At 28.9% G+C, this 20,144-nt stretch carries 21 protein-coding genes and 1 other annotated feature; of the genes, 3 read left to right on the forward strand and 18 right to left on the reverse strand.

Annotated features, from left to right (window positions below):
• Window positions 1–245 precede the first annotated feature (245 nt).
• The 4 genes from tuf to rpsL form a co-directional block, all read right to left on the reverse strand.
• Entirely contained in the window at window positions 246–1,433 is a 1,188-nt protein-coding gene (tuf, locus tag R5Z65_RS07085; RefSeq protein WP_317368134.1) for an elongation factor Tu, read from the reverse strand.
• 153 nt (window positions 1,434–1,586) lie between these two features.
• On the reverse strand, window positions 1,587–3,695 hold the full coding sequence (gene fusA / locus R5Z65_RS07090) for an elongation factor G (protein WP_317368136.1): 2,109 nt from the start codon (window positions 3,693–3,695) through the stop codon (window positions 1,587–1,589).
• A gap of 74 nt (window positions 3,696–3,769) precedes the next feature.
• Window positions 3,770–4,240 (reverse strand): 30S ribosomal protein S7, encoded by a 471-nt coding sequence (gene rpsG, locus R5Z65_RS07095; protein ID WP_317368139.1) that lies wholly within the window; start codon window positions 4,238–4,240, stop codon window positions 3,770–3,772.
• 137 nt (window positions 4,241–4,377) lie between these two features.
• Complete coding sequence (rpsL, locus tag R5Z65_RS07100) at window positions 4,378–4,797, reverse strand: 30S ribosomal protein S12 (protein WP_250278556.1); 420 nt, start codon at window positions 4,795–4,797, stop codon at window positions 4,378–4,380.
• A gap of 325 nt (window positions 4,798–5,122) precedes the next feature.
• Here rpsL and rbr point away from each other — a divergent pair, with 325 nt between their 5' ends.
• On the forward strand, window positions 5,123–5,659 hold the full coding sequence (rbr, locus tag R5Z65_RS07105) for a rubrerythrin (RefSeq protein WP_317368141.1): 537 nt from the start codon (window positions 5,123–5,125) through the stop codon (window positions 5,657–5,659).
• 219 nt (window positions 5,660–5,878) lie between these two features.
• Here rbr and R5Z65_RS07110 read toward each other — a convergent pair whose 3' ends face one another.
• The 11 genes from R5Z65_RS07110 to R5Z65_RS07160 all read right to left on the reverse strand — a co-directional run bounded on the left by R5Z65_RS07110 (window position 5,879) and on the right by R5Z65_RS07160 (window position 14,165).
• On the reverse strand, window positions 5,879–6,394 hold the full coding sequence (locus tag R5Z65_RS07110) for an NUDIX domain-containing protein (protein WP_317368143.1): 516 nt from the start codon (window positions 6,392–6,394) through the stop codon (window positions 5,879–5,881).
• 69 nt (window positions 6,395–6,463) lie between these two features.
• Entirely contained in the window at window positions 6,464–7,126 is a 663-nt protein-coding gene (phoU, locus tag R5Z65_RS07115) for a phosphate signaling complex protein PhoU (protein ID WP_317368145.1), read from the reverse strand.
• Between the two features lie 32 nt (window positions 7,127–7,158).
• On the reverse strand, window positions 7,159–7,920 hold the full coding sequence (gene pstB / locus R5Z65_RS07120) for a phosphate ABC transporter ATP-binding protein PstB (protein ID WP_317368146.1): 762 nt from the start codon (window positions 7,918–7,920) through the stop codon (window positions 7,159–7,161).
• A gap of 21 nt (window positions 7,921–7,941) precedes the next feature.
• Window positions 7,942–8,793, reverse strand: coding sequence for a phosphate ABC transporter permease PstA (gene pstA / locus R5Z65_RS07125; protein WP_317368147.1), 852 nt, complete (start codon window positions 8,791–8,793; stop codon window positions 7,942–7,944).
• The gene (gene pstC / locus R5Z65_RS07130) at window positions 8,793–9,656 is read right to left on the reverse strand and encodes a phosphate ABC transporter permease subunit PstC (protein ID WP_317368169.1); all 864 of its coding nucleotides are present in this window, start codon (window positions 9,654–9,656) and stop codon (window positions 8,793–8,795) included. The genes pstA and pstC overlap by 1 nt, the downstream gene beginning before the upstream one ends.
• A 142-nt stretch (window positions 9,657–9,798) precedes the next feature.
• Window positions 9,799–10,647, reverse strand: coding sequence for a phosphate ABC transporter substrate-binding protein (locus R5Z65_RS07135; RefSeq protein ID WP_317368149.1), 849 nt, complete (start codon window positions 10,645–10,647; stop codon window positions 9,799–9,801).
• A gap of 350 nt (window positions 10,648–10,997) precedes the next feature.
• Window positions 10,998–11,390 carry a 30S ribosomal protein S9 gene (gene rpsI / locus R5Z65_RS07140; protein ID WP_317368151.1) on the reverse strand — a complete coding sequence of 131 codons (393 nt, stop codon included), beginning with the start codon at window positions 11,388–11,390 and terminating at the stop codon, window positions 10,998–11,000.
• Between the two features lie 20 nt (window positions 11,391–11,410).
• Window positions 11,411–11,848 carry a 50S ribosomal protein L13 gene (rplM, locus tag R5Z65_RS07145; RefSeq protein ID WP_317368153.1) on the reverse strand — a complete coding sequence of 146 codons (438 nt, stop codon included), beginning with the start codon at window positions 11,846–11,848 and terminating at the stop codon, window positions 11,411–11,413.
• 232 nt (window positions 11,849–12,080) lie between these two features.
• The gene (cls, locus tag R5Z65_RS07150; RefSeq protein WP_317368155.1) at window positions 12,081–13,634 is read right to left on the reverse strand and encodes a cardiolipin synthase; all 1,554 of its coding nucleotides are present in this window, start codon (window positions 13,632–13,634) and stop codon (window positions 12,081–12,083) included.
• A 100-nt stretch (window positions 13,635–13,734) separates the two neighbouring features.
• On the reverse strand, window positions 13,735–13,875 hold the full coding sequence (locus tag R5Z65_RS07155; RefSeq protein ID WP_317368157.1) for a hypothetical protein: 141 nt from the start codon (window positions 13,873–13,875) through the stop codon (window positions 13,735–13,737).
• Window positions 13,876–13,991: 116 nt separating this feature from the next.
• A complete protein-coding gene (locus R5Z65_RS07160) occupies window positions 13,992–14,165 on the reverse strand; it encodes a small, acid-soluble spore protein, alpha/beta type (RefSeq protein ID WP_317368158.1) in 174 nt (57 codons plus the stop codon).
• A gap of 111 nt (window positions 14,166–14,276) precedes the next feature.
• On the opposite strand from R5Z65_RS07160, the gene R5Z65_RS07165 reads away from it, so the two are divergent.
• Window positions 14,277–14,900: a cytidylate kinase-like family protein gene (locus R5Z65_RS07165; RefSeq protein ID WP_317368160.1), complete on the forward strand. Its 624-nt coding sequence runs from the start codon at window positions 14,277–14,279 to the stop codon at window positions 14,898–14,900.
• Window positions 14,901–14,997: 97 nt separating this feature from the next.
• Here the strand turns inward: R5Z65_RS07165 and leuS are convergent, their stop codons facing one another.
• The 3 genes from leuS to lspA form a co-directional block, all read right to left on the reverse strand.
• Complete coding sequence (gene leuS / locus R5Z65_RS07170) at window positions 14,998–17,409, reverse strand: leucine--tRNA ligase (protein ID WP_317368162.1); 2,412 nt, start codon at window positions 17,407–17,409, stop codon at window positions 14,998–15,000.
• Between the two features lie 74 nt (window positions 17,410–17,483).
• Window positions 17,484–17,709 (reverse strand) — a binding site (T-box leader).
• Between the two features lie 63 nt (window positions 17,710–17,772).
• Window positions 17,773–18,300, reverse strand: coding sequence for a DUF6512 family protein (locus tag R5Z65_RS07175; RefSeq protein ID WP_317368164.1), 528 nt, complete (start codon window positions 18,298–18,300; stop codon window positions 17,773–17,775).
• 52 nt (window positions 18,301–18,352) lie between these two features.
• Entirely contained in the window at window positions 18,353–18,811 is a 459-nt protein-coding gene (gene lspA / locus R5Z65_RS07180; protein WP_317368166.1) for a signal peptidase II, read from the reverse strand.
• A gap of 160 nt (window positions 18,812–18,971) precedes the next feature.
• On the opposite strand from lspA, the gene R5Z65_RS07185 reads away from it, so the two are divergent.
• Entirely contained in the window at window positions 18,972–19,919 is a 948-nt protein-coding gene (locus R5Z65_RS07185; protein ID WP_317368168.1) for a ketose-bisphosphate aldolase, read from the forward strand.
• Window positions 19,920–20,144 lie beyond the last annotated feature (225 nt).

Genomic DNA, 20,144 nt, shown 5'->3' on the forward strand with positions numbered 1-20,144 from the left:
TACATATATCCAAAATCTTTATTAGTAAAGTTAATACAAACACACATATATAATTTCCCATTTAAAAATATAAATCACCTCTTAATTGATATAAATCAACTTTTAATTGATATAAATAAAAATATTTTTTTAATAACATAAAAATTGTATAATTTTAAAATTTAGCTGTTTTAACCCCAATAAATAAACTATAAAACATTAAAAAAGACAAAGCACTTTTGTACTTTGTCTTTAAAACATTATAATTATTCAATAATAGAAACAACTGCACCAGAACCAACTGTTCTACCACCTTCACGGATAGCAAAACGTAAACCTTCTTCCATAGCGATTGGAGAGATAAGTTCAATTGTCATTTCAATGTTATCACCAGGCATACACATTTCTGTACCTTCTGGAAGATTGATAACACCTGTAACGTCAGTTGTTCTAAAATAGAACTGTGGTCTGTAATTGTTGAAGAATGGTTTATGACGTCCACCTTCGTCAGCTTTTAATACGTAAACTTGAGCAGTAAATTTAGTGTGAGGAGTGATTGAGCCTGGTTTACATAATACTTGACCTCTTTCAATCTCATCTCTTTGAACACCACGAAGAAGTGCACCAATGTTATCACCAGCTTCAGCAGTATCAAGAAGTTTACGGAACATTTCGATACCAGTAACAACTACTTTACGAGATTCTTCTGTAAGACCAACAATTTCAACCTCGTCAGAAACATTAAGAGTACCTCTTTCTACTCTACCAGTAGAAACAGTACCACGTCCTGTAATAGAGAATACGTCTTCTACAGGCATAAGGAATGGTTTGTCAGAATCTCTTTCTGGGTTAGGGATATATTCATCAATAACTTCAAATAATTTAACGATGCAATCGCCCCATTCACCAGATGTATCTTGAAGAGCTTGGTAAGCAGAACCTCTAATAACTGGAGAATCTTCAAATCCTTGTTCAGCTAAAAGGTCAGTAATTTCCATTTCAACTAATTCTAATAATTCTTCATCATCAACCATATCACATTTGTTCATAAATACAACGATTTTAGGAACACCTACTTGGCGAGAAAGAAGGATATGCTCTCTAGTTTGAGCCATAGGACCATCTGTAGCAGCAACAACAAGGATAGCACCGTCCATTTGAGCAGCACCAGTAATCATATTTTTAACGTAGTCAGCATGTCCAGGACAGTCAACGTGAGCATAGTGTCTATTAGGAGTTTCATATTCTACGTGAGTAGTAGAGATAGTGATACCTCTTTCTTTTTCTTCTGGAGCTTTGTCAATTTTATCAAAATCAACAGCACTACCTAATTGATATCTATCTGCTAATGTTTTAGTAATAGCAGCTGTTAAAGTAGTTTTACCGTGGTCAACGTGACCGATAGTACCAATATTAACGTGTGGTTTATTTCTTTCAAATTTTGCCTTAGCCATTAAAATTTTCCTCCTTAAAATAGAAAATATAAATTTATAATGTTTATATCTATTATAGTTAATATTTGTAAAAAATGCAAGTATTAATTGCACTTTTTACAAATATTTTTACTAAATAATATGTCTTTATATATAAAAATTGTAAAATAATTTTTAATCTTGACTTCTGCCAGCAGCAACTTTTTCTTGAATGCTTTTTGGCACAGCTTCATAGTGATGTACTTCCATAGTGTAAGTACCACGACCTTGAGTTTTAGAACGAAGGTCTGTAGAATAGCCAAACATTTCTGCAAGAGGTACAAAACCGTGAACTACTTGCATACCATTTAATGGTTCCATACCTTCAATTCTACCACGACGGCTATTCATATCTCCAATAACCTCACCAGTATAATCTTCAGGTACAGTAACATCTACTTTCATAATAGGCTCAAGTAAAGCTGGGTCAGATTTTTTCATAGCATCTTTAAATGCCATAGAACCTGCAATTTTAAATGCCATCTCAGATGAGTCTACCTCGTGGTAAGAACCGTCATAACATACAGCTCTTAATCCAACAACAGGGTATCCACCAATAATACCAGATTGCATAGCTTCTTGGATACCTTTATCAACGGCTGGTATATATTCTTTAGGAATAGCACCACCAACAATTTCGTTAACAAATTCGTAAGTTTTACCTTCGTTAGCATCCATAACTTCAAATCTGATTTTACAATGTCCATATTGACCTTTACCACCAGATTGTCTAGCATATTTGCTTTCAACATCAACATCTTTTCTAAATGCTTCACGGTAAGCAACTTGTGGAGCACCTACGTTAGCTTCAACTTTAAACTCTCTTAAAAGACGGTCTACGATAATTTCAAGGTGAAGCTCACCCATACCAGCGATGATAGTATCACCAGTTTCTTGGTTAGTATATGTTTTAAATGTTGGGTCTTCTTCTGCAAGTTTAGCAAGAGCTATACCCATTTTATCTCTACCCTCTTTAGTTTTAGGCTCAATAGCAACAGATATAACTGGCTCTGGGAAGTTCATAGACTCAAGTATAACTTCGTTGTTTTCATCACAAAGAGTATCACCAGTAGTAGTAAGTTTTAAACCTACTGCTGCTGCAATATCTCCAGCGTATACTTTATCTATTTCTTCACGAGAGTTTGCGTGCATTTGAAGGATACGTCCGATACGCTCTTTTTTACCTTTAACAGAGTTGTATACATAAGAACCTGATTCTAATACACCAGAGTACACTCTAAAGAATGCAAGTTTACCAACAAATGGGTCGTTCATAATTTTGAATGCTAAAGCTGCAAAAGGCTCTTCATCAGAAGAAATTCTTTCAATTTCATTTTCTTCATCTCCAGGGATATGACCTTTTATAGCAGGTATATCTGTTGGAGCTGGCATATATTCTAATACACCATCAAGAAGCTTTTGAACACCTTTATTTCTGTAAGCAGAACCACAGAAAACAGGAACAGCTTTACAATCTATACAAGCTTCACGAAGACCTTTTTTAAGTTCTTCCATAGTAAAAGCTTCTTCGCCTTCTTCAAAATATTTGTCCATAAGCTCATCTGATGTTTCTGCAATAGATTCAATCATTTGAGTTCTATACTCGTTAGCTTTGTCAAGCATATCTGCTGGTATATCTTCTACAGAAATTTCTGTACCTTGCTTATCTTTGTAAATATAAGCTTTCATTTCCATAAGGTCGATAATACCAACAAAATCATCTTCTGCTCCAATAGGAAGTTGTACAGGAACAGCATTAGCTTTAAGTCTGTCTTTAATCATAGAAACAACATTGTAGAAGTCTGCACCCATAATATCCATTTTGTTTACAAACGCCATACGAGGTACGTTGTATCTATCTGCTTGTCTCCAAACAGTTTCAGATTGAGGTTCTACCCCACCTTTAGCACAGAATACACCAACAGAACCATCGAGTACACGAAGAGAACGTTCTACCTCAACAGTAAAGTCAACGTGTCCTGGTGTATCAATAATATTGATACGGTGCATAGGACCATCACCAATGTTCCACTTAGTAGTTGTAGCAGCAGAAGTGATAGTGATACCTCTTTCTTGTTCTTGCTCCATCCAGTCCATAGTTGCAGTACCTTCGTGAGTATCGCCTATTTTATAGTTACGACCAGTGTAGAACAATATACGTTCAGTAAGAGTTGTTTTACCAGCATCAATATGGGCCATAATCCCAATATTTCTTGTTAATTCAAGCGGGCATGCTCTAGACACACTTATTCCTCCTTTTTTGTAATTTTATATATATTAAATCTATAATTTTTATAATTTTGTTATAAAACTCAATATTACCATTTGTAATGAGAGAAAGCTTTGTTTGCTTCTGCCATTTTGTGAGTTTCTTCTTTTTTCTTAATAGAGCCACCAGTATTGTTGATAGCATCCATTATTTCGCCTGCAAGACGAGCTTCCATAGTTTTCTCGCCTCTTTTTCTACTATACATAGTTAACCAACGAAGACCTAAAGTTTGTCTTCTTTCTGGTCTAATCTCAATAGGTACTTGATAAGTAGCACCACCAACACGGCGAGCTTTTACCTCAAGAACAGGCATAATATTATTAAGAGCTTGCTCAAATCCCTCTAAACCAGAATTACCTGTTTTTTCTTCAACAATGGCAAATGCACCATAAACTATTTTTTGAGCAATACCTTTTTTTCCATCAAGCATAATAGAATTTATAAGCTTAGTAACTACTTTACTTTTATACATTGGATCTGGTAGTACTTCTCTTTTCGAAACATGACCTTTACGTGGCACGATTCTTCCCTCCTTAATCAACTATATTAATTCAACGGTACTTGACATTTTAAAAATGCCATTTCATGCCTATGCACAACCAAATACCATAAACAGAGTATTTAAAGTACACGGCATTTTAAATATTTTTGCTAAAATTATTTTTTAGCTTTAGCACGTTTAGCGCCATATTTAGAACGAGCTTGCTTTCTATCAGCAACCCCAGCAGTATCAAGAGTACCTCTAATAATGTGGTAACGAACACCAGGTACGTCTTTTACTCTACCACCTCTAATAAGAACAACGCTATGCTCTTGTAAATTGTGTCCTTCACCAGGAATATAAGCTGTAACCTCTATACCATTAGAAAGTCTAACCCTAGCTATTTTTCTAAGAGCTGAGTTAGGTTTTTTAGGTGTAGCAGTTTTAACAGATGTACAAACTCCTCTTTTTTGTGGAGAACTCATGTTAGTTTGCTTTTTTCTAAGAGAGTTTAACCCTTTTTGTAAAGCAGGAGCAGTAGATTTTTCAATTTTAGTTTGTCTACCTTTTCTTACTAACTGATTAAATGTTGGCATTAATTGCACCTCCCTGTAAATTTTAAATACTTCTGTGTATAAGTAGTTATATACATAAACACATTTATAAATTTTAGCATTAAATATAAAAAAAGTCAATATTTTTCCATAAATTTTTAAACTATTTTATTTAAATTTTTATATTAAAATAGTTTAATATGAATTGTATTTATAGTTATATATATTTTATATTAAAATATACATATATATTATACTTTATATTTATATTTTTAACCAAAACTTTTTTATTTTTATCATATTGTTAGATATTTTTTTTATAATTTGTTATAATAAAAATGAATTTATTTTTATAGGAGGTTTTATTATGAATTTAAAAGGAACTAAAACAGAGAAAAATTTATTAAAGGCATTTGCTGGGGAATCCGTAGCTCGAAATAAATATACTTATTATGCAAGCAAAGCAAAAAAAGAAGGCTATGAGCAAATATCAAATTTATTTTTAGAAACAGCAAACAATGAAAAAGAACACGCTAAAATTTGGTTTAAACTTCTTCATAACGGTATTAGCGATACAATGACAAACTTAAAAGATGCTGCTAATGGTGAAAACTACGAATGGACAGATATGTATAGCAAAATGGCACAAGATGCTAGAGAAGAAGGATTTGACCATATTGCTGATCTTTTTGATGGAGTAGCAAAAATAGAAAAAGAACACGAGGAAAGATTTTTAGCTTTATTAAAAAATATTGAAGAAGGAAAAGTTTTTGAAAAAGATACTGAGGTAGTATGGCAATGTACTAACTGTGGGCATACCCATACAGGTAAAAACGCTCCAGAAATTTGCCCTGTATGTGCACATCCTCAATCATATTTCCAATTACTAGTTAAAAACTATTAAAATATAAATTATTTATAAATAATTATAATTAAATTTTATTCAATCGTAAAATGCTATAATGTTAATTTTATAATATTAAAATTATATCTATTTTTTTAATATATTTTAAATATGACTAAAAATATTAACCAATAATTATAAAAACTCTTTGATTAACAAAGAGTTTTTATAATTAACCTTTTTAACTTAATAACTCAAATTAAGCTCTATGCTTAAAAATTACACTTTAACAGAGTTTATTAGTTCCTTTAAAACTTGTGTTTCTCTATATATCCAAGGATTTAAATCTACTTTTTTATCTATTAATTGAGTATTTTTATAAATAGCATCTTCAATTTTTATAAAAGTAGGTTTAAAATTTAATTCCTTTTCGTAATCATCAAGTTTTAGCTCCTTTTGAGAATTAAAGTTTATTTCACACTCAACATACAAAGAAGTCATAACAAAAATTTTACTATCATCATAAATATCTACATTGCTTTCTACAACTTTTCCAATAGTATCTCCTATTTTTAAAACTTCAAAACCTGTTTCTTCCATTACCTCTCTACATAATGATTGTTCTATTGTTTCCCCTTCTTCTATACCCCCTCCAGGAAATTTATAGTCGCCTTTATTAGTCCTTATCATTAATAGTTTTCCATTACATTTTATTATAGCCCTTATAGAATTTCTTTCTACAATACCATAATTATCACATATATCCTTAAGTCCTAATTTTATTTCAAAACCCATAACATCTTCCTTATACTAATTAAATTATATTAATACATATTTTAAATCATATAATTTAAATTATTAATATTATAATATTCTGCTATTTTTATATTCACCAGTTTCATTAAATTCTACCCATTCACAAATATTTTCTGCGTGGTCCCCTATTCTTTCAAAATATTTTGCTATCATAAGAAAATCTACACACATATCTGATAAATCATTAGATTTTTTAAGTATTTCTATAACTTCAGATTTAACTTTTGTAAATAGTGCATCTACCTTATCGTCCATATCTATAATTTTTTTAGTAAGTTCGGTATCTCCCTTAACAAAAGCTTCTATAGCTCCATTAACCATTTTTTTAGCAATAGATGCCATTTCTGGAATATGCTCTACTATTTCAAAAAAATGCTCTGTATCAATTTTTAAAATTATACTAGCTATATCTGATGCGTGGTCTCCTATTCGCTCCATATCTGTAACCATTTTTAAAGCTGTAGAAACAATTCTCAAATCTTTAGCAACTGGCTGTTGGCGTAATATTAAAGATAAACAATGGCTTTCTATAACCTTTTCCATATCATCTACTTCTCTATCTTTTTTTATAATCTCTTTAGCTAGGCTGTGGTCTTGTGTTTTTAAAGAAATTATTACATTTTCTATTGCTTCTTCTATTAAAGCTCCCATTTTTATAAGCTCAACATTTAATTTTTCTATTTCATTTTGAAATCCAAGTCTACCAGACATATTATCCCTCCTAAACTAAAATATAACTATTATTATCCAAATCTTCCTGTAATGTAATCTTCTGTCCTCTTATCTCGTGGTCTTGTAAAAATATCATCTGTCGTTCCCATTTCCACCATTTCTCCAACTAAGAAAAACGATGTATAGTCTGATATTCTTGCTGCTTGTTGCATATTATGTGTAACTGTAACAACAGTGTATTCTTTTTTAAGCTCTGCCATAAGTTCTTCTATTTTTATAGTAGATATTGGGTCTAAGGCTGATGTAGGCTCGTCCATTAGTAAAACTTCTGGCTTAACAGCTAAAGCTCTAGCTATACAAAGCCTTTGTTGTTGTCCACCCGACAAACCTAAAGCAGATTTTTTCAATCTGTCTTTAACCTCATCAAAAATAGCTGCACCTTTTAAGCTAGTTTCTACTATTTCATCTAAAGTAGTTTTTGATTTTATACCGTGTATTCTAGGTCCATATGCAATATTATCGTATATACTCATAGGAAATGGATTTGGTTGTTGAAAAACCATACCTACTTTTTTTCTAAGTAATGTTGTATCTACTTTAGGTGAATATATATCTTCTCCGTCTAATAATACTTTACCCTCTATTTTTACATTTTCAACAAGGTCGTTCATTCTATTAAGAGTTTTTAAAAAAGTTGATTTTCCACAACCAGAAGGCCCTATAAAAGCTGTTATTTTTCCTTTTTCTATATTCATATTTATATTTTTTAGGGCTTGATGTGCACCATAATATAAATCTAAATTTTCAACAGAAATTTTAATATTATTTTCCATTTTTATTTCCTCTTTCGTCAATTATTTTTTACTTTTGCTTAATATAAGCTTTGTTATCATATTAAGTAAAAATACCAAGCATAACAAAACAAACCCTATACCAAAGGCATTATCATATTCTGCTTTTGACATACTAAGATACATTTGTATTGTTAAAGTACCACCAGAATTAAATATATGTGTAAATAAATTTTTAGGTAATAAGTAAACACTTCCTGCTGTAAATAATAATGCTGCAGATTCTCCAATTATTCTACCTATAGCAAGTATTGTACCAGTAACTATCCCTGGAGCTGCACTAGGCAATATAATAGTTCTTATCATATACCATTTTGTACTCCCCATACCTATCGCACCATCTCTATATCCTTTAGGTACAGTTCTTAAAGATTCTGTTGTTGTTCTAATTATTAATGGTAAAATCATTATAGTAAGGGTTAAGCTACCACATAATATAGAAAATTTAAGGTTTAATGTTATTCCAAAAAATACCATACCAAAAAGCCCATATATTATAGATGGTATACCAGCTAAAGTTTCGGTAGTAAACTCTATAACACGAACAAATTTTGCATTTTTAGCATATTCATTTAAATATATAGCTGCACCTATGCCTATTGGAAGGGATATTAATAAAGTAATAAATATAATATATAATGTATTTATTATGTTACCTAATATACCAAATGTTTCGTTAACTGTTGAAGGTACTGTTGATATAAATTCCCAGTTGACTTTAGATATACCTCTATATGCTACATACCCTATTATTGACACTAATATAAATACTGTTATTATCATAGATAAATATATTAAAGCAAGTAAAAAACTATCTAATGGTCTATTTTTTTTATTGTAAATACTATTTTCCATTATTTATCTCCTTTCTTTAATATTTTACTTATAACTATATTTATAACCATTATAAATATAAAAAGTACAAGGCCTATTGTAAATAATGCCTGTCTATGTAATCCTGAAGAATAAGACATTTCTGATACTATACCTGTTGTTAAAAATCTTACCGAATTAAACGGAACTGGTAAATTTACAGAGTTACCAGAAACTAACACTATTGCCATAGCTTCCCCTATTGCTCTACCAATACCAAGTACAATAGCTGTTATTATTCCAGATTTTGCAACAGGTATACATACTTTAAATATAGTTTGTACATATGTAGCACCAAGAGCCAAAGATGCTTGCTTTAAACTAACTGGAACAGCCTTTAGTGCTGTTTCACTAACGTTTATAACAGTAGGTAAAATCATTATAGCTAAAACTAAAATTGCTGATAACAGATTTGCTCCACCTGTAAATTGATGATTAGGGTCATCTTTAAATAAAAATAATTCTAATTTATATATTAAAGGATTTATTATTAAAAGTCCAAATAAACCATATATTATAGATGGTATGCCTGCTAAAAGCTCTACGCAAGGCTTTATAAATTTATATACATTTTTATTAGCTATATCAGATAAAAATACTGCGGTAAGAACACCAATAGGAACTCCTATTATTATAGATAAAAATGTACCTATAATAGATGTTAAAATAATATATGCTATACCAAAAGAAGGTACCTCTGCCGTTGGTTTCCAAACAGAATTAAAGAGCATATCTTTTATACCTATTTCAAAGATAGCTGGTGTACCAGATATAATCATATAAAGTGTTATAGCAAATACAGCTATAATAGCTGCCAATGAGCATATAAAAAATATTATATGCATAGTTTTTTCTAAAGCTGATTTATTTTTACTTTTAGAAAAAATTGTTTCTTGGTTTGTATCCATAATATTGTACCTTTCTTAATAGATAAAATATCATAAAGAAGAATATAATAAAATTTTATTATATTCTTCTTTAAATAAACTAATCTACGTTAACTAATCCTACTTTTTCTATTAATTGTTTTCCTTCTTCACTTTTTAAAAAGTTAAATAACTCTTGTACTTCTGGCTTTTGTGCTGATATTTCGCCATTAGTAGCCATAACGAATGGACGTGAAAGCATATATTGTCCAGATTTTATAGTATCTGCTGTCGGTTCAGCACCATCAATTTTTAAGGCTTTCGCTTTAGAATTATGTATAACATCTAATGATACATATCCAATAGTTCCAGGAGCTGACTCTACTTTACCTACAACAGCACCTGTTGAGTCTATCTCTTGAGAGTAAACTGCTTTATCTTTTAAATCTAAAATTTCTTCAAAAGCACCTCTAGTACCAGACCCTGCTTCTCTACCAATAACAACTATACCCATATCTTCTCCGCCAACTTCACTCCAATTTTTTATTGTTCCATCATATATACCTTTAAGTTGGTCTAAAGTTAAATCTGACACAGTATTTTCTGGATGTGTTATAATTGCAATACCATCAAGTGCCACTACATTTTCTATAATACCTTTATCTAGCTCTTCTTGTTTTAATTTTCTAGAAGAATTACCAATATCTACTGTTTTATTAGCAACAGCCTCTATACCTGCACTAGACCCTGTAAACTGTGCTGTTACAGTAACATTAGGGTATTTTTGCATAAAAACTTCTGCCAAAGAATTTGATAATTTTTCCATAGATGTAGAACCGTTCATTGTTATACTACCACTTAATGTAGTATCTCCATTTTCACTTTCTGTTCCTGTTCCTGTTCCTCCACAACCAACTAATGTAGACATAATTAATGTTGATGTTAATAAAAATTTTAATAATTTCTTCATAGTTATCTCTCCAAATAATTTATATAATTTTTAATACATATAAATTATATAATATATTTTTTTAAATTAATAGTAAATTAATGTATAAACTTTGTAAATTATTTGTAAAATTTTAATAAATAAAATATTGTTATATGGACTTATATAAAAATTTAAGTAATAAATTAAAACCGTAATAGATACTATTAGTCATAAAATTGACTTATAGTTAATCCATTACGGCATTCTGTAGATATATTTAACCAATTATAATAAAAATTAATATTATATGTATTAATATGAAAAATATAATTTTTGTATTATTGTATAATAATACCCCAGAAAAATAATCTTTCTAGGGTAAATAATAACTAACGTTTTGAGAATTGTGGAGCACGACGAGCTGCTTTTAAACCATATTTCTTTCTTTCTTTCATTCTTGGGTCCCTTGTTAAGAAACCAGCTTTTTTAAGAGAAGGTCTTAAATCACTATCTGCTTGTATTAAAGCTCTAGAAATACCGTGTCTTATAGCACCTGCTTGACCAGTAGTTCCACCACCTTTAACATTAACTAATACATCAAATTTAGTAGTAGTACTAGTTAATTCTAATGGTTGTCTAATAATAAGTTTTAAAGTATCAAGACTAAAATACTCATCCATATCTCTCTTATTTATAGTTATTTTTCCATTGCCTGGCATTAAATAAACTCTAGCTACTGAGCTTTTTCTTCTACCAGTACCGTAATATCTAGCTGCTGACATTTTTTACCCTCCTATACACCTTAAAAATTAAATTCTAATACTTCTGGTTTTTGTGCTTGATGATTATGCTCTGCACCAGCATAAACATGAAGTTTTTTAAACATTTTTCTACCAAGAGCATTTTTAGGTAACATACCTTTAACAGCAAGTTTAAACACTTCTTCTGGTTTTTTATCCATCATAGCTCTTAAAGTAGTTTCTTTAAAACCACCAACATAGTCTGAATGTTTTCTATATAATTTTTGGTCTAATTTTTTACCAGTCACTTTTACTTTATCTGCATTAATAACAATTACAAAATCACCTGTATCTAAGAAAGGTGTATAAATAGGTTTATTTTTACCTCTTAAAACACTAGCAACTTCTGAAGCAATACGTCCTAAAGTTTTATCTGTTGCATCAACAACATACCATTTTCTTTCTATTTCAGCTGTTTTAGCTATAAATGTTGTTCTCATTTATGGTTCCTCCTTGAAAATATCAATTATTACATATATTCGAAACCCGGGGCTAACGGATCTAGAAGTGGCAATAAAAACATTAATATTATACCTTATATTATTATTACTGTCAATATTTTTTGCTATTTTTTAATACATTTTTTAACATATTAGGTATGCTATATTCTTTTATGCAAATATAATTTTATGCTACTAATATTAACTAAAAATTAACTTTTTATTTATACCTTTACAATAATGGTGAAAATATTTGTAATATTGACCTATAAAGCTTTCTTATAGAAGATACACTATAACATTGTTCTAGTGTGTATATACTACATTTTTGTAGTGTATCTAAGTAATCTTGTTTAATATCTAAAATAGTTTTAGATTTATATATCCATACACCACATTCAAAATGTAGATAAAGGCTTCTGTAATCTAAATTTATAGTACCTATAACAGCATATTTATCATCTACAACAAAACTCTTTGCGTGTATAAACCCTGGTGTATACTCATATATTCTTACCCCACTTTCTATAAGTGTTTGGTAATTTGACCTAGTAACTTCAAATACACTTTTTTTATCTGGTATAAAAGGAGTTACTATCCTAACATCTATCCCCCTTTTAGCAGCCATACATAATGCTGATGTCATTTCATAGTCTATAATTAAATACGGGGTATTTATATAAATATACTTTGTAGCACTATTTATAAGATTCATAAAAACATTACTACTAACTATTTCTTTATCTAAAGGACTATCACTAAATGGCACTATATAACCATCATATTCTTGTAAATCTTTATCTTCTTTAGGGAAGCTATTTTTATATTTTAAAAAATTTTCATCAGTCTTTTTTAAAAACTTCCATATATTTAAAAACATTATTGTAAATCCCCAAACACCTTCGCCTTTTATCATTATTCCTGTATCTTTCCAGTGCCCGAAGCGTTGTTTTAAATTTATGTATTCATCAGCTAAATTTATTCCTCCTGTAAAAGCTACCTTTCCATCTATAACTGTTATTTTTCTATGTGTTCTATTGTTATATATAATTGTAAAGATTAAATTGGCAGGATTAAATACACTACATTTTATCCCATATTTTTCTAGCTCTCTATTGTATTTTTTAGGTAAAGTCATTATACAACCAAAGTCGTCATATATTAAACGTACCTCTACACCTTGAGCAACTTTTCTTTTTAAAACATCTAATATGCTATCCCACATTTTACCTTCAGATATTATAAAATATTCCATAAAAATAAATTTTTCTGCTTTTTCTAGTTCTTCTAATAAAGCCTTAAGGTATTCTTCACCTATTTTAAAATACTTACTTTCCTTATTTTCAAATATTTGGCTTTCACCATAATCTATTAAATATTTAGCCTGCCCCATTGCTATAATATCATCTTCTTTTAGTTTATGTAAAATATTTTTATCTTTTAAAATAACTTTAGATAAATTTTCTATATGATTTGTATAATATATTTTTTGTTTCTTTTTAGTTACCTTACTAAATTTACCACTACTAAATAATGCATAAAATATCCACCCCAACTGTGGAAAAAGCATTATTGGTATAATCCAAGCTATTTTATAAGAAGGGTTCATATTACTATTAATCAAAAATAATAGTATTAAAACACTAAATAAAATACCTATAAGATAAAAATAGAAAAAATATTCTTGAAATTTAATAACAACAAATATTATTAAGGCTATTTGTATAAAAAAAGCAACTAATAATATCATAACTCTTCCAAAAAGAATATCTATTATTTTTTTCATTAGTAAACCTCCTATGTATTTTTCTTAAAATTATAATATATTATATTGAAAAAATCAATTTTTAAAACAATTTTAAATATATAATAACAAAATATAGTTGTTATTTTAATAGTTGTATTTTATTACACTGTTGTTGTCTACAAAAATCGTAAACCTTTAAAGCTATAATACATTCTTCTCTAACTCTATCATTAAGCGGAGCTGCTGCACCACATTCATTTTCAATTTCAAAAGCACTCATTTTAAAATCCTCCTTTTAAATAACTACGTTATCAATTTTTATTAATTTCTTTTGTTTTTTACTCCTTTATATATATTATTACAACAGTATAATTTTGGTTACAAATTTTATTTTTATTATTTTTTATTTTTTCTTTTTCTACTTGTCATTATACCTCCTATTTTACCACTTTCTTTTGCTGTTAAGCTTTTCCAGCCACACTCATTTATTTTGTCCATAAGCCCTAGCTCACTAGCTATTTCATATTTTAGTATATCTTCTTTTGTTTTTGGTTTATTTTCTTTCTTCATATTTTCTCCTTAAAATACTATAGTAGGTTTATTATTACAAATTTAATAATTATATTATTATAAATTTTTTCATATTATATACATATAATTACTTAAAATGTAGGTGTTTTTATGAAAAATATTATATTTGCAATATTAGAAGAAGAACAAAGCAACGGAAAATTGATAGCACAAAAATTATCTAAAGAGCTTAATATCCCTCTTTATGACAATGAAATTATAGAACTTGCCTGTAAAAATAGTAATATTTCTAAAAATATTTTTTATACAATAGAAGATTGGAAATTAAACAAAGCTATCCCCCCTTTACCCATAGATTTCTGTATTGGATTTAATTTATCATTTTTTACAGAATTTATACCTATACAAGATAAGGTTTTTATAGAAAAGTCTAAGGCATTAAAGCAATTAGTAGAAAATAAATCTTGTGTTGTTTTTTGTAAAGCATCTAATTATATCCTAAAAAATTATAAAAATTGTATAAAAGTTTTAGTGTATTCTAAAGATGATGATAGGCTAAAAAACATAGTTAAATCATTAAATATATCTGAAAAAAATAGCAAAAAATTTTTAAAAAAGCAAGATAAAAAATTATCCTGCTATTATGGATATTATACCTGTGAAAACTGGGACAATAAAAAATGTTATGATATATTTTTAAATAGTAGTTCCCTTGGTATAAATAACTGTGTATATATTTTAAAATGTGTATATAACCAATCAATAAATGGTTAAAAAAATAGTATGTTTTATACAACCTACTATCGATTGTATATAAAAAGCATATTGAATTATTTTCAATATGCTTTTTGTATACAATCTGTAATAAAATCTATTTTACTACTATATTAACTATTCTGTTAGGAACATATACTTCCTTAACAATAGTAAATCCATCTAATTTATCTGACAAACTTTCTTTAGCCAAAGCTAAAACATCTTCTTTATTAGCATCTGCTTCTATTTTAAGGCTACCCTTTAGCTTACCATTAATTTGTAATGCTATTTCTATTGTGCTATCTTTCATTTTTTCTTCATCATAAGTGCACCATTTATTTTTAAATACACTTTCTGTATATCCAATCATTTGCCAAAGTTCTTCACAAATATGAGGTGTAAATGGGGCTAAAAGAGTAATAATAGTTTCTAATGTGTCTTTATCTACTCCACCAATATTTTTAGCCTCTGCCACTATCTTATTAGTAAATTCCATAAAACCAGAAACAACTGTATTTAATGTTAAAGCCTCTAAACGATTTGTTATTTCATAAACCATTTTATGACGAAGTTTTACCATTTCATCACTAGGTTCTACTATTTTATCTTTATATTCATCTACAAATTTCCATACTTTGTTTAAATATCTAAATGTACCGTCTATACCACTGTCGTCCCACTCACAGTCTATCTCAGGTGGCCCTACAAAAAGTTCGTATAATCTTAAAGAATCACAACCATATTTTTCTACAAGCTCGTCTGGAGAAACTACATTTCCTTTAGATTTACTCATTTTAGCACCATCTTTAGTAATCATACCTTGGTTAAAAAGGTGTAAAAACGGTTCATCAAAATCTACTACTCCTATGTCTTTTAAAAACTTAGTATAAAACCTTGCATATAAAAGATGTAATACAGCGTGTTCTATACCACCTACATACATATCAACAGGTAACCATTTTTTTAAAGCCTCTTTACTTGCAAGCTCTTTATCGTTATTTACATCACAATATCTAAGGAAATACCAAGAAGAACCAGCCCATTGTGGCATTGTATTTGTTTCTCTTTTAGCACTACCACCACATTTAGGGCAACTAGTATTAACCCATTCTTCTATTGCAGCAAGTGGAGATTCTCCTGTACTTGTTGGCTGGTATGAAGAAACATTAGGTAGTTTAACTGGTAGGTCCTCTTCTTTAACCCCTACTATACCACATTTATCACAATGTACTAAAGGTATAGGCTCTCCCCAATAGCGTTGTCTGGAAAATACCCAATCTCTAAGCTTATAATTTACTGTCTTTTTGCCAATTTTTTGTTCTTCTAAAAATGATGCTATAAGCTCTTTAGCCTCAGAAGATTTTACACCATCAAATTTATCAGAATTAACCATAATACCTTCATCTAAAAAGGCCTCTTCCATAGTATCTTTTAAATCTTCATCTGCTTTTTTAATAACTTGTACTATTGGTAAATCAAATTTTTTAGCAAAAGCAAAATCTCTTTCATCGTGAGCTGGTACACACATAATAGCACCAGTACCATAGTCTGCTAAAACATAATCTGAAATCCAAATAGGTAATTTTTTGTTATTTAAAGGATTTATACCATAAGCACCTGTAAATACACCTGTTTTTTCCTTTTCTGTCATTCTATCAACAGAAGATTTTGTACTAGCTTCAAATATATATTGCTCAACAGCCTCTTTTTGCTCATCTGTAACAATATCTTTTATAATGCTATGCTCAGGTGCTAACACCATAAAGCAAGCACCATATAAAGTATCTGGTCTTGTTGTAAATACTTTTATTTTCCTATCTTTCCCATCTATCTCAAAATCTATTTCTGCACCATAGCTTTTACCTATCCAGTCTGACTGCATTTTTTTAACTTTTTCTGGCCAATCTAATTTATCTAAATCATTTAAAAGTCTTTCTGCATAGTTTGTTATTCTAAGCATCCATTGGCGAAGATTTTTCTTAGTAACTTGAGAGCCACATCTATCACATTCTCCATTTGTAGCCTCTTCATTAGCTAATACTGCTTTACAACTAGAACACCAGTTTAAAGGCATTTCTTTTTCATAAGCAAGGCCATTTTCAAACATTTTTAAAAATATCCATTGTGTCCATTTATAATAATTAGGGTCAGTAGTATTTATTTCTTTATCCCAATCATAAATAGCACTTATTTCCTTTAACTGTCTTTTAACATTAGATATACTTTGCTCTGTTGCAACAGATGGGTGTGTCCCTGTTTTTATAGCATAGTTTTCTGCTGGAAGCCCAAATGCGTCCCAACCCATAGGGTGTAGCACTTCATATCCTTGTAAAACTTTATATCTACTTATAACATCGCTTAATACATAGCCTCTCCAATGTCCAACGTGTAGTCCATTGCCAGATGGGTATGGAAACATATCTAAGCAATAATATTTAGGCTTGTTTGTATTAGTTGGATTTATAGGATTTTCTTCCCAAATTTTACGCCATTTTTTTTCAAGGCTGTTAAAATCATATCTATTCATAATTACCTCCAAATTTTAATATATTTAAAGCCCCTTTATCTCTTTTAAAGCTATTTTATAATATAACTTTAAAATATAGAGACGAAAGGGGCTTTTTCCGTGGTACCACTCTATTTCGTAAAAGGTAAAACCTAAAATTACGCACTTATAAGCCTATAACGGTGGCAACCGAAAATACCTACTGTTATTTCAATATTTTTGCTCTAAGGTGAGTTGGGCAAAAAGTAATATTGACTTACACCAACCGTCAACTCTCTAAAAATACTTATTTTGCTTAATATTCCTTTTCATAGCATTTACATAATTATATAAGTATTTATACCATAAATTTAATGCTATTTCAAGTATTATTTTATAAATATATTACTGCACACCATAAGTATTAGTTTGTGGGTCTAAAAATAACTTTATTTTAGGTGGATTTGTTGTAAAATATATCATACAAAATATAACAAAAGCTATAATAAACAACCCTATATAATTTATATTTTTATTATATAAAAACCTTTTTTGTATAAATCTATAACTAAAATAATATGTGGTAAAAGTACCTAATATAAATGTGCCTATGTCAAGTGGTAAATAATTATTACCTAAAATACCTGTATAAGTGTAAAATGATGCAACTATAACAAACATACCTAATAACATAGTTAATGCTTTAAGTAGTATAAAGTTATTAATATTTTTTCCATATATAAAATATTCAAATATAGAAAATATTATAACAGGTGTTATTAATAGTTTTAAATGTTCCCAAGTGCTTTCATTAATGGCACTAAAATATCCTACTATAATGTTATTACCAGAGAGTTGGTATGTAAAATGCAATAAAGTTCCTAGTATTACAGTAAATATAAATCCTATTATATGGTATCCTTTTAAATACATATAATCACCTCTTAAACATAATTACTAATATTATTATGTTTAAGAGATATTATTATACTTGTTTTTTACTTATAATATCTTTTATCTCGTTTATAAATAGCAATATTGGCGATATAAACAGAAATACATCTGCCAAATTAAAAATAGGTGCTTTTTTATATTTTATATATATAAAATCTGTTATGTTTTTATTTTTTATCCTATCTATAAAATTTCCTAATGCTCCACCAAGTGCAAAAGAAAAAGATAACTTTTTAAGCTTAGAGCCTTCTTTAAAAGCACTATAAAACAAAATCCCCACTAGTAACAAACACACACTTACTATTATATAGATAAATTTTTTACTATTTTTTAAAACTCCATATGCAAGACCTTCATTTTTTATATGACAAATATAAACTTTGTCCTTATATATACTTACATCTTCATTTAATTTATATTTTCTTTTTACATAACTTTTACTACCTAAGTCTAGTAAAATTAAAATTATTATAATAAAAAAATATATCACTAAATCACCTCCTATATTTATTAACATTATAACATATATATGTTACCAAAATATATAATTTAAAATTAATTTTTATAAAAATTTAATTTTATTATTGTATTAATGTTAAAAATATATTATAATTATATTACAAAAACGTTTTTTGAAGGGAGATAACAAAATGGCTTTAGTAACTACTAAGGAAATGTTTAAAAAAGCTTTCGAAGGTAAATATGCTATCGGTGCTTTTAATATCAATAATATGGAAATTATACAAGGTGTTGTAAATGCAGCTGCAAAACTTAACTCTGCTGTTATTTTACAAGTTTCTAAAAGTGCTTTAGCATATGCTGGCCCTAAATATTTAATGGCTATGGTTAATGCTGCAATAGAAGAAACTGGTATAGATATTGCTGTACATTTAGACCACGGTCCAGATTTAGAAACAGTTAAAAAAGTTATTGATGCTGGTTTTACATCTGTTATGTTTGACGGTTCTCATTTTGAATATGAAGAAAACGTTGCTAAAACTAAAGAAGTTGTAGACTATGCTCACTCTAAAGGTGTTGTAGTTGAAGCTGAACTTGGTATGCTTGCTGGTGTAGAAGATGACGTTAATGTTGCTGCAGAACACGCTACTTACACAGACCCAGACCAAGCTGTTGATTTTATCAAAAGAACTGGTGTTGACTCTTTAGCTATAGCTATCGGTACAAGCCACGGTGCTTACAAATTTAAAGGTGAAGCTAAATTAAGATTTGATATTCTTGAAAATATTACTGCTAAATTAGAAGCTGAGGGTATACATAACTTCCCTATCGTTTTACACGGGGCTTCTTCTGTAGACCAAAATTGTGTTAAAACTTGTAACGACTTTGGTGGTAAAATTGATGGTGCTAGTGGTATACCTAACGATATGCTTAGAAAAGCTTCTAGTATGGCTGTATGTAAAATAAATATGGATACAGATTTAAGACTTGCTATGACTGCAGGTATTAGAAAATTCTTTGGTGAAAACCCTTCTGCATTTGACCCTAGAGGATATTTAGGTATTAGTAGAGAACTTATCCAAAAATTAGTAGAAGATAAAATTGAAAACGTTTTAGGTTCTAAAGATTCTATGAAATAATTTTTATTACCTTAAAAATCCCACTATAATGTGGGATTTTTTTAATTATATCAACTAAGGTATGACTTATATTTTTTAAGGAAAAATTATATACGGGGTTTTGTATTAATTTTTTCTAATAAAAATATATAGGAATTCCTGTTTTTAGATACGAAGTATCTTAAAAGTTGATTATATCAACTAAGGTATGACTTATATTTTTTAAGGAAAAATTATATACGGGGT

It is taken from the genome of uncultured Tyzzerella sp. (assembly GCF_963558545.1).
In the GTDB taxonomy this organism is placed as follows: domain Bacteria; phylum Bacillota; class Clostridia; order Lachnospirales; family CAG-274; genus Tyzzerella.

Bases quoted from the DNA above. Each gene is read 5' to 3' on its own strand.
- tuf (WP_317368134.1), bottom strand. From the start codon at position 1,433: ATGGCTAAGGCAAAATTTGAAAGAAATAAACCACACGTTAATATTGGT.
- rpsL (WP_250278556.1), bottom strand. From the start codon at position 4,797: ATGCCAACATTTAATCAGTTAGTAAGAAAAGGTAGACAAACTAAAATT.
- rbr (WP_317368141.1), top strand. From the start codon at position 5,123: ATGAATTTAAAAGGAACTAAAACAGAGAAAAATTTATTAAAGGCATTT.
- R5Z65_RS07110 (WP_317368143.1), bottom strand. From the start codon at position 6,394: ATGGGTTTTGAAATAAAATTAGGACTTAAGGATATATGTGATAATTAT.
- phoU (WP_317368145.1), bottom strand. From the start codon at position 7,126: ATGTCTGGTAGACTTGGATTTCAAAATGAAATAGAAAAATTAAATGTT.
- pstB (WP_317368146.1), bottom strand. From the start codon at position 7,920: ATGGAAAATAATATTAAAATTTCTGTTGAAAATTTAGATTTATATTAT.
- pstA (WP_317368147.1), bottom strand. From the start codon at position 8,793: ATGGAAAATAGTATTTACAATAAAAAAAATAGACCATTAGATAGTTTT.
- pstC (WP_317368169.1), bottom strand. From the start codon at position 9,656: ATGCATATAATATTTTTTATATGCTCATTGGCAGCTATTATAGCTGTA.
- R5Z65_RS07135 (WP_317368149.1), bottom strand. From the start codon at position 10,647: ATGAAGAAATTATTAAAATTTTTATTAACATCAACATTAATTATGTCT.
- rpsI (WP_317368151.1), bottom strand. From the start codon at position 11,390: ATGTCAGCAGCTAGATATTACGGTACTGGTAGAAGAAAAAGCTCAGTA.
- rplM (WP_317368153.1), bottom strand. From the start codon at position 11,848: ATGAGAACAACATTTATAGCTAAAACAGCTGAAATAGAAAGAAAATGG.
- cls (WP_317368155.1), bottom strand. From the start codon at position 13,634: ATGAAAAAAATAATAGATATTCTTTTTGGAAGAGTTATGATATTATTA.
- R5Z65_RS07155 (WP_317368157.1), bottom strand. From the start codon at position 13,875: ATGAGTGCTTTTGAAATTGAAAATGAATGTGGTGCAGCAGCTCCGCTT.
- R5Z65_RS07160 (WP_317368158.1), bottom strand. From the start codon at position 14,165: ATGAAGAAAGAAAATAAACCAAAAACAAAAGAAGATATACTAAAATAT.
- R5Z65_RS07165 (WP_317368160.1), top strand. From the start codon at position 14,277: ATGAAAAATATTATATTTGCAATATTAGAAGAAGAACAAAGCAACGGA.
- leuS (WP_317368162.1), bottom strand. From the start codon at position 17,409: ATGAATAGATATGATTTTAACAGCCTTGAAAAAAAATGGCGTAAAATT.
- R5Z65_RS07175 (WP_317368164.1), bottom strand. From the start codon at position 18,300: ATGTATTTAAAAGGATACCATATAATAGGATTTATATTTACTGTAATA.
- R5Z65_RS07185 (WP_317368168.1), top strand. From the start codon at position 18,972: ATGGCTTTAGTAACTACTAAGGAAATGTTTAAAAAAGCTTTCGAAGGT.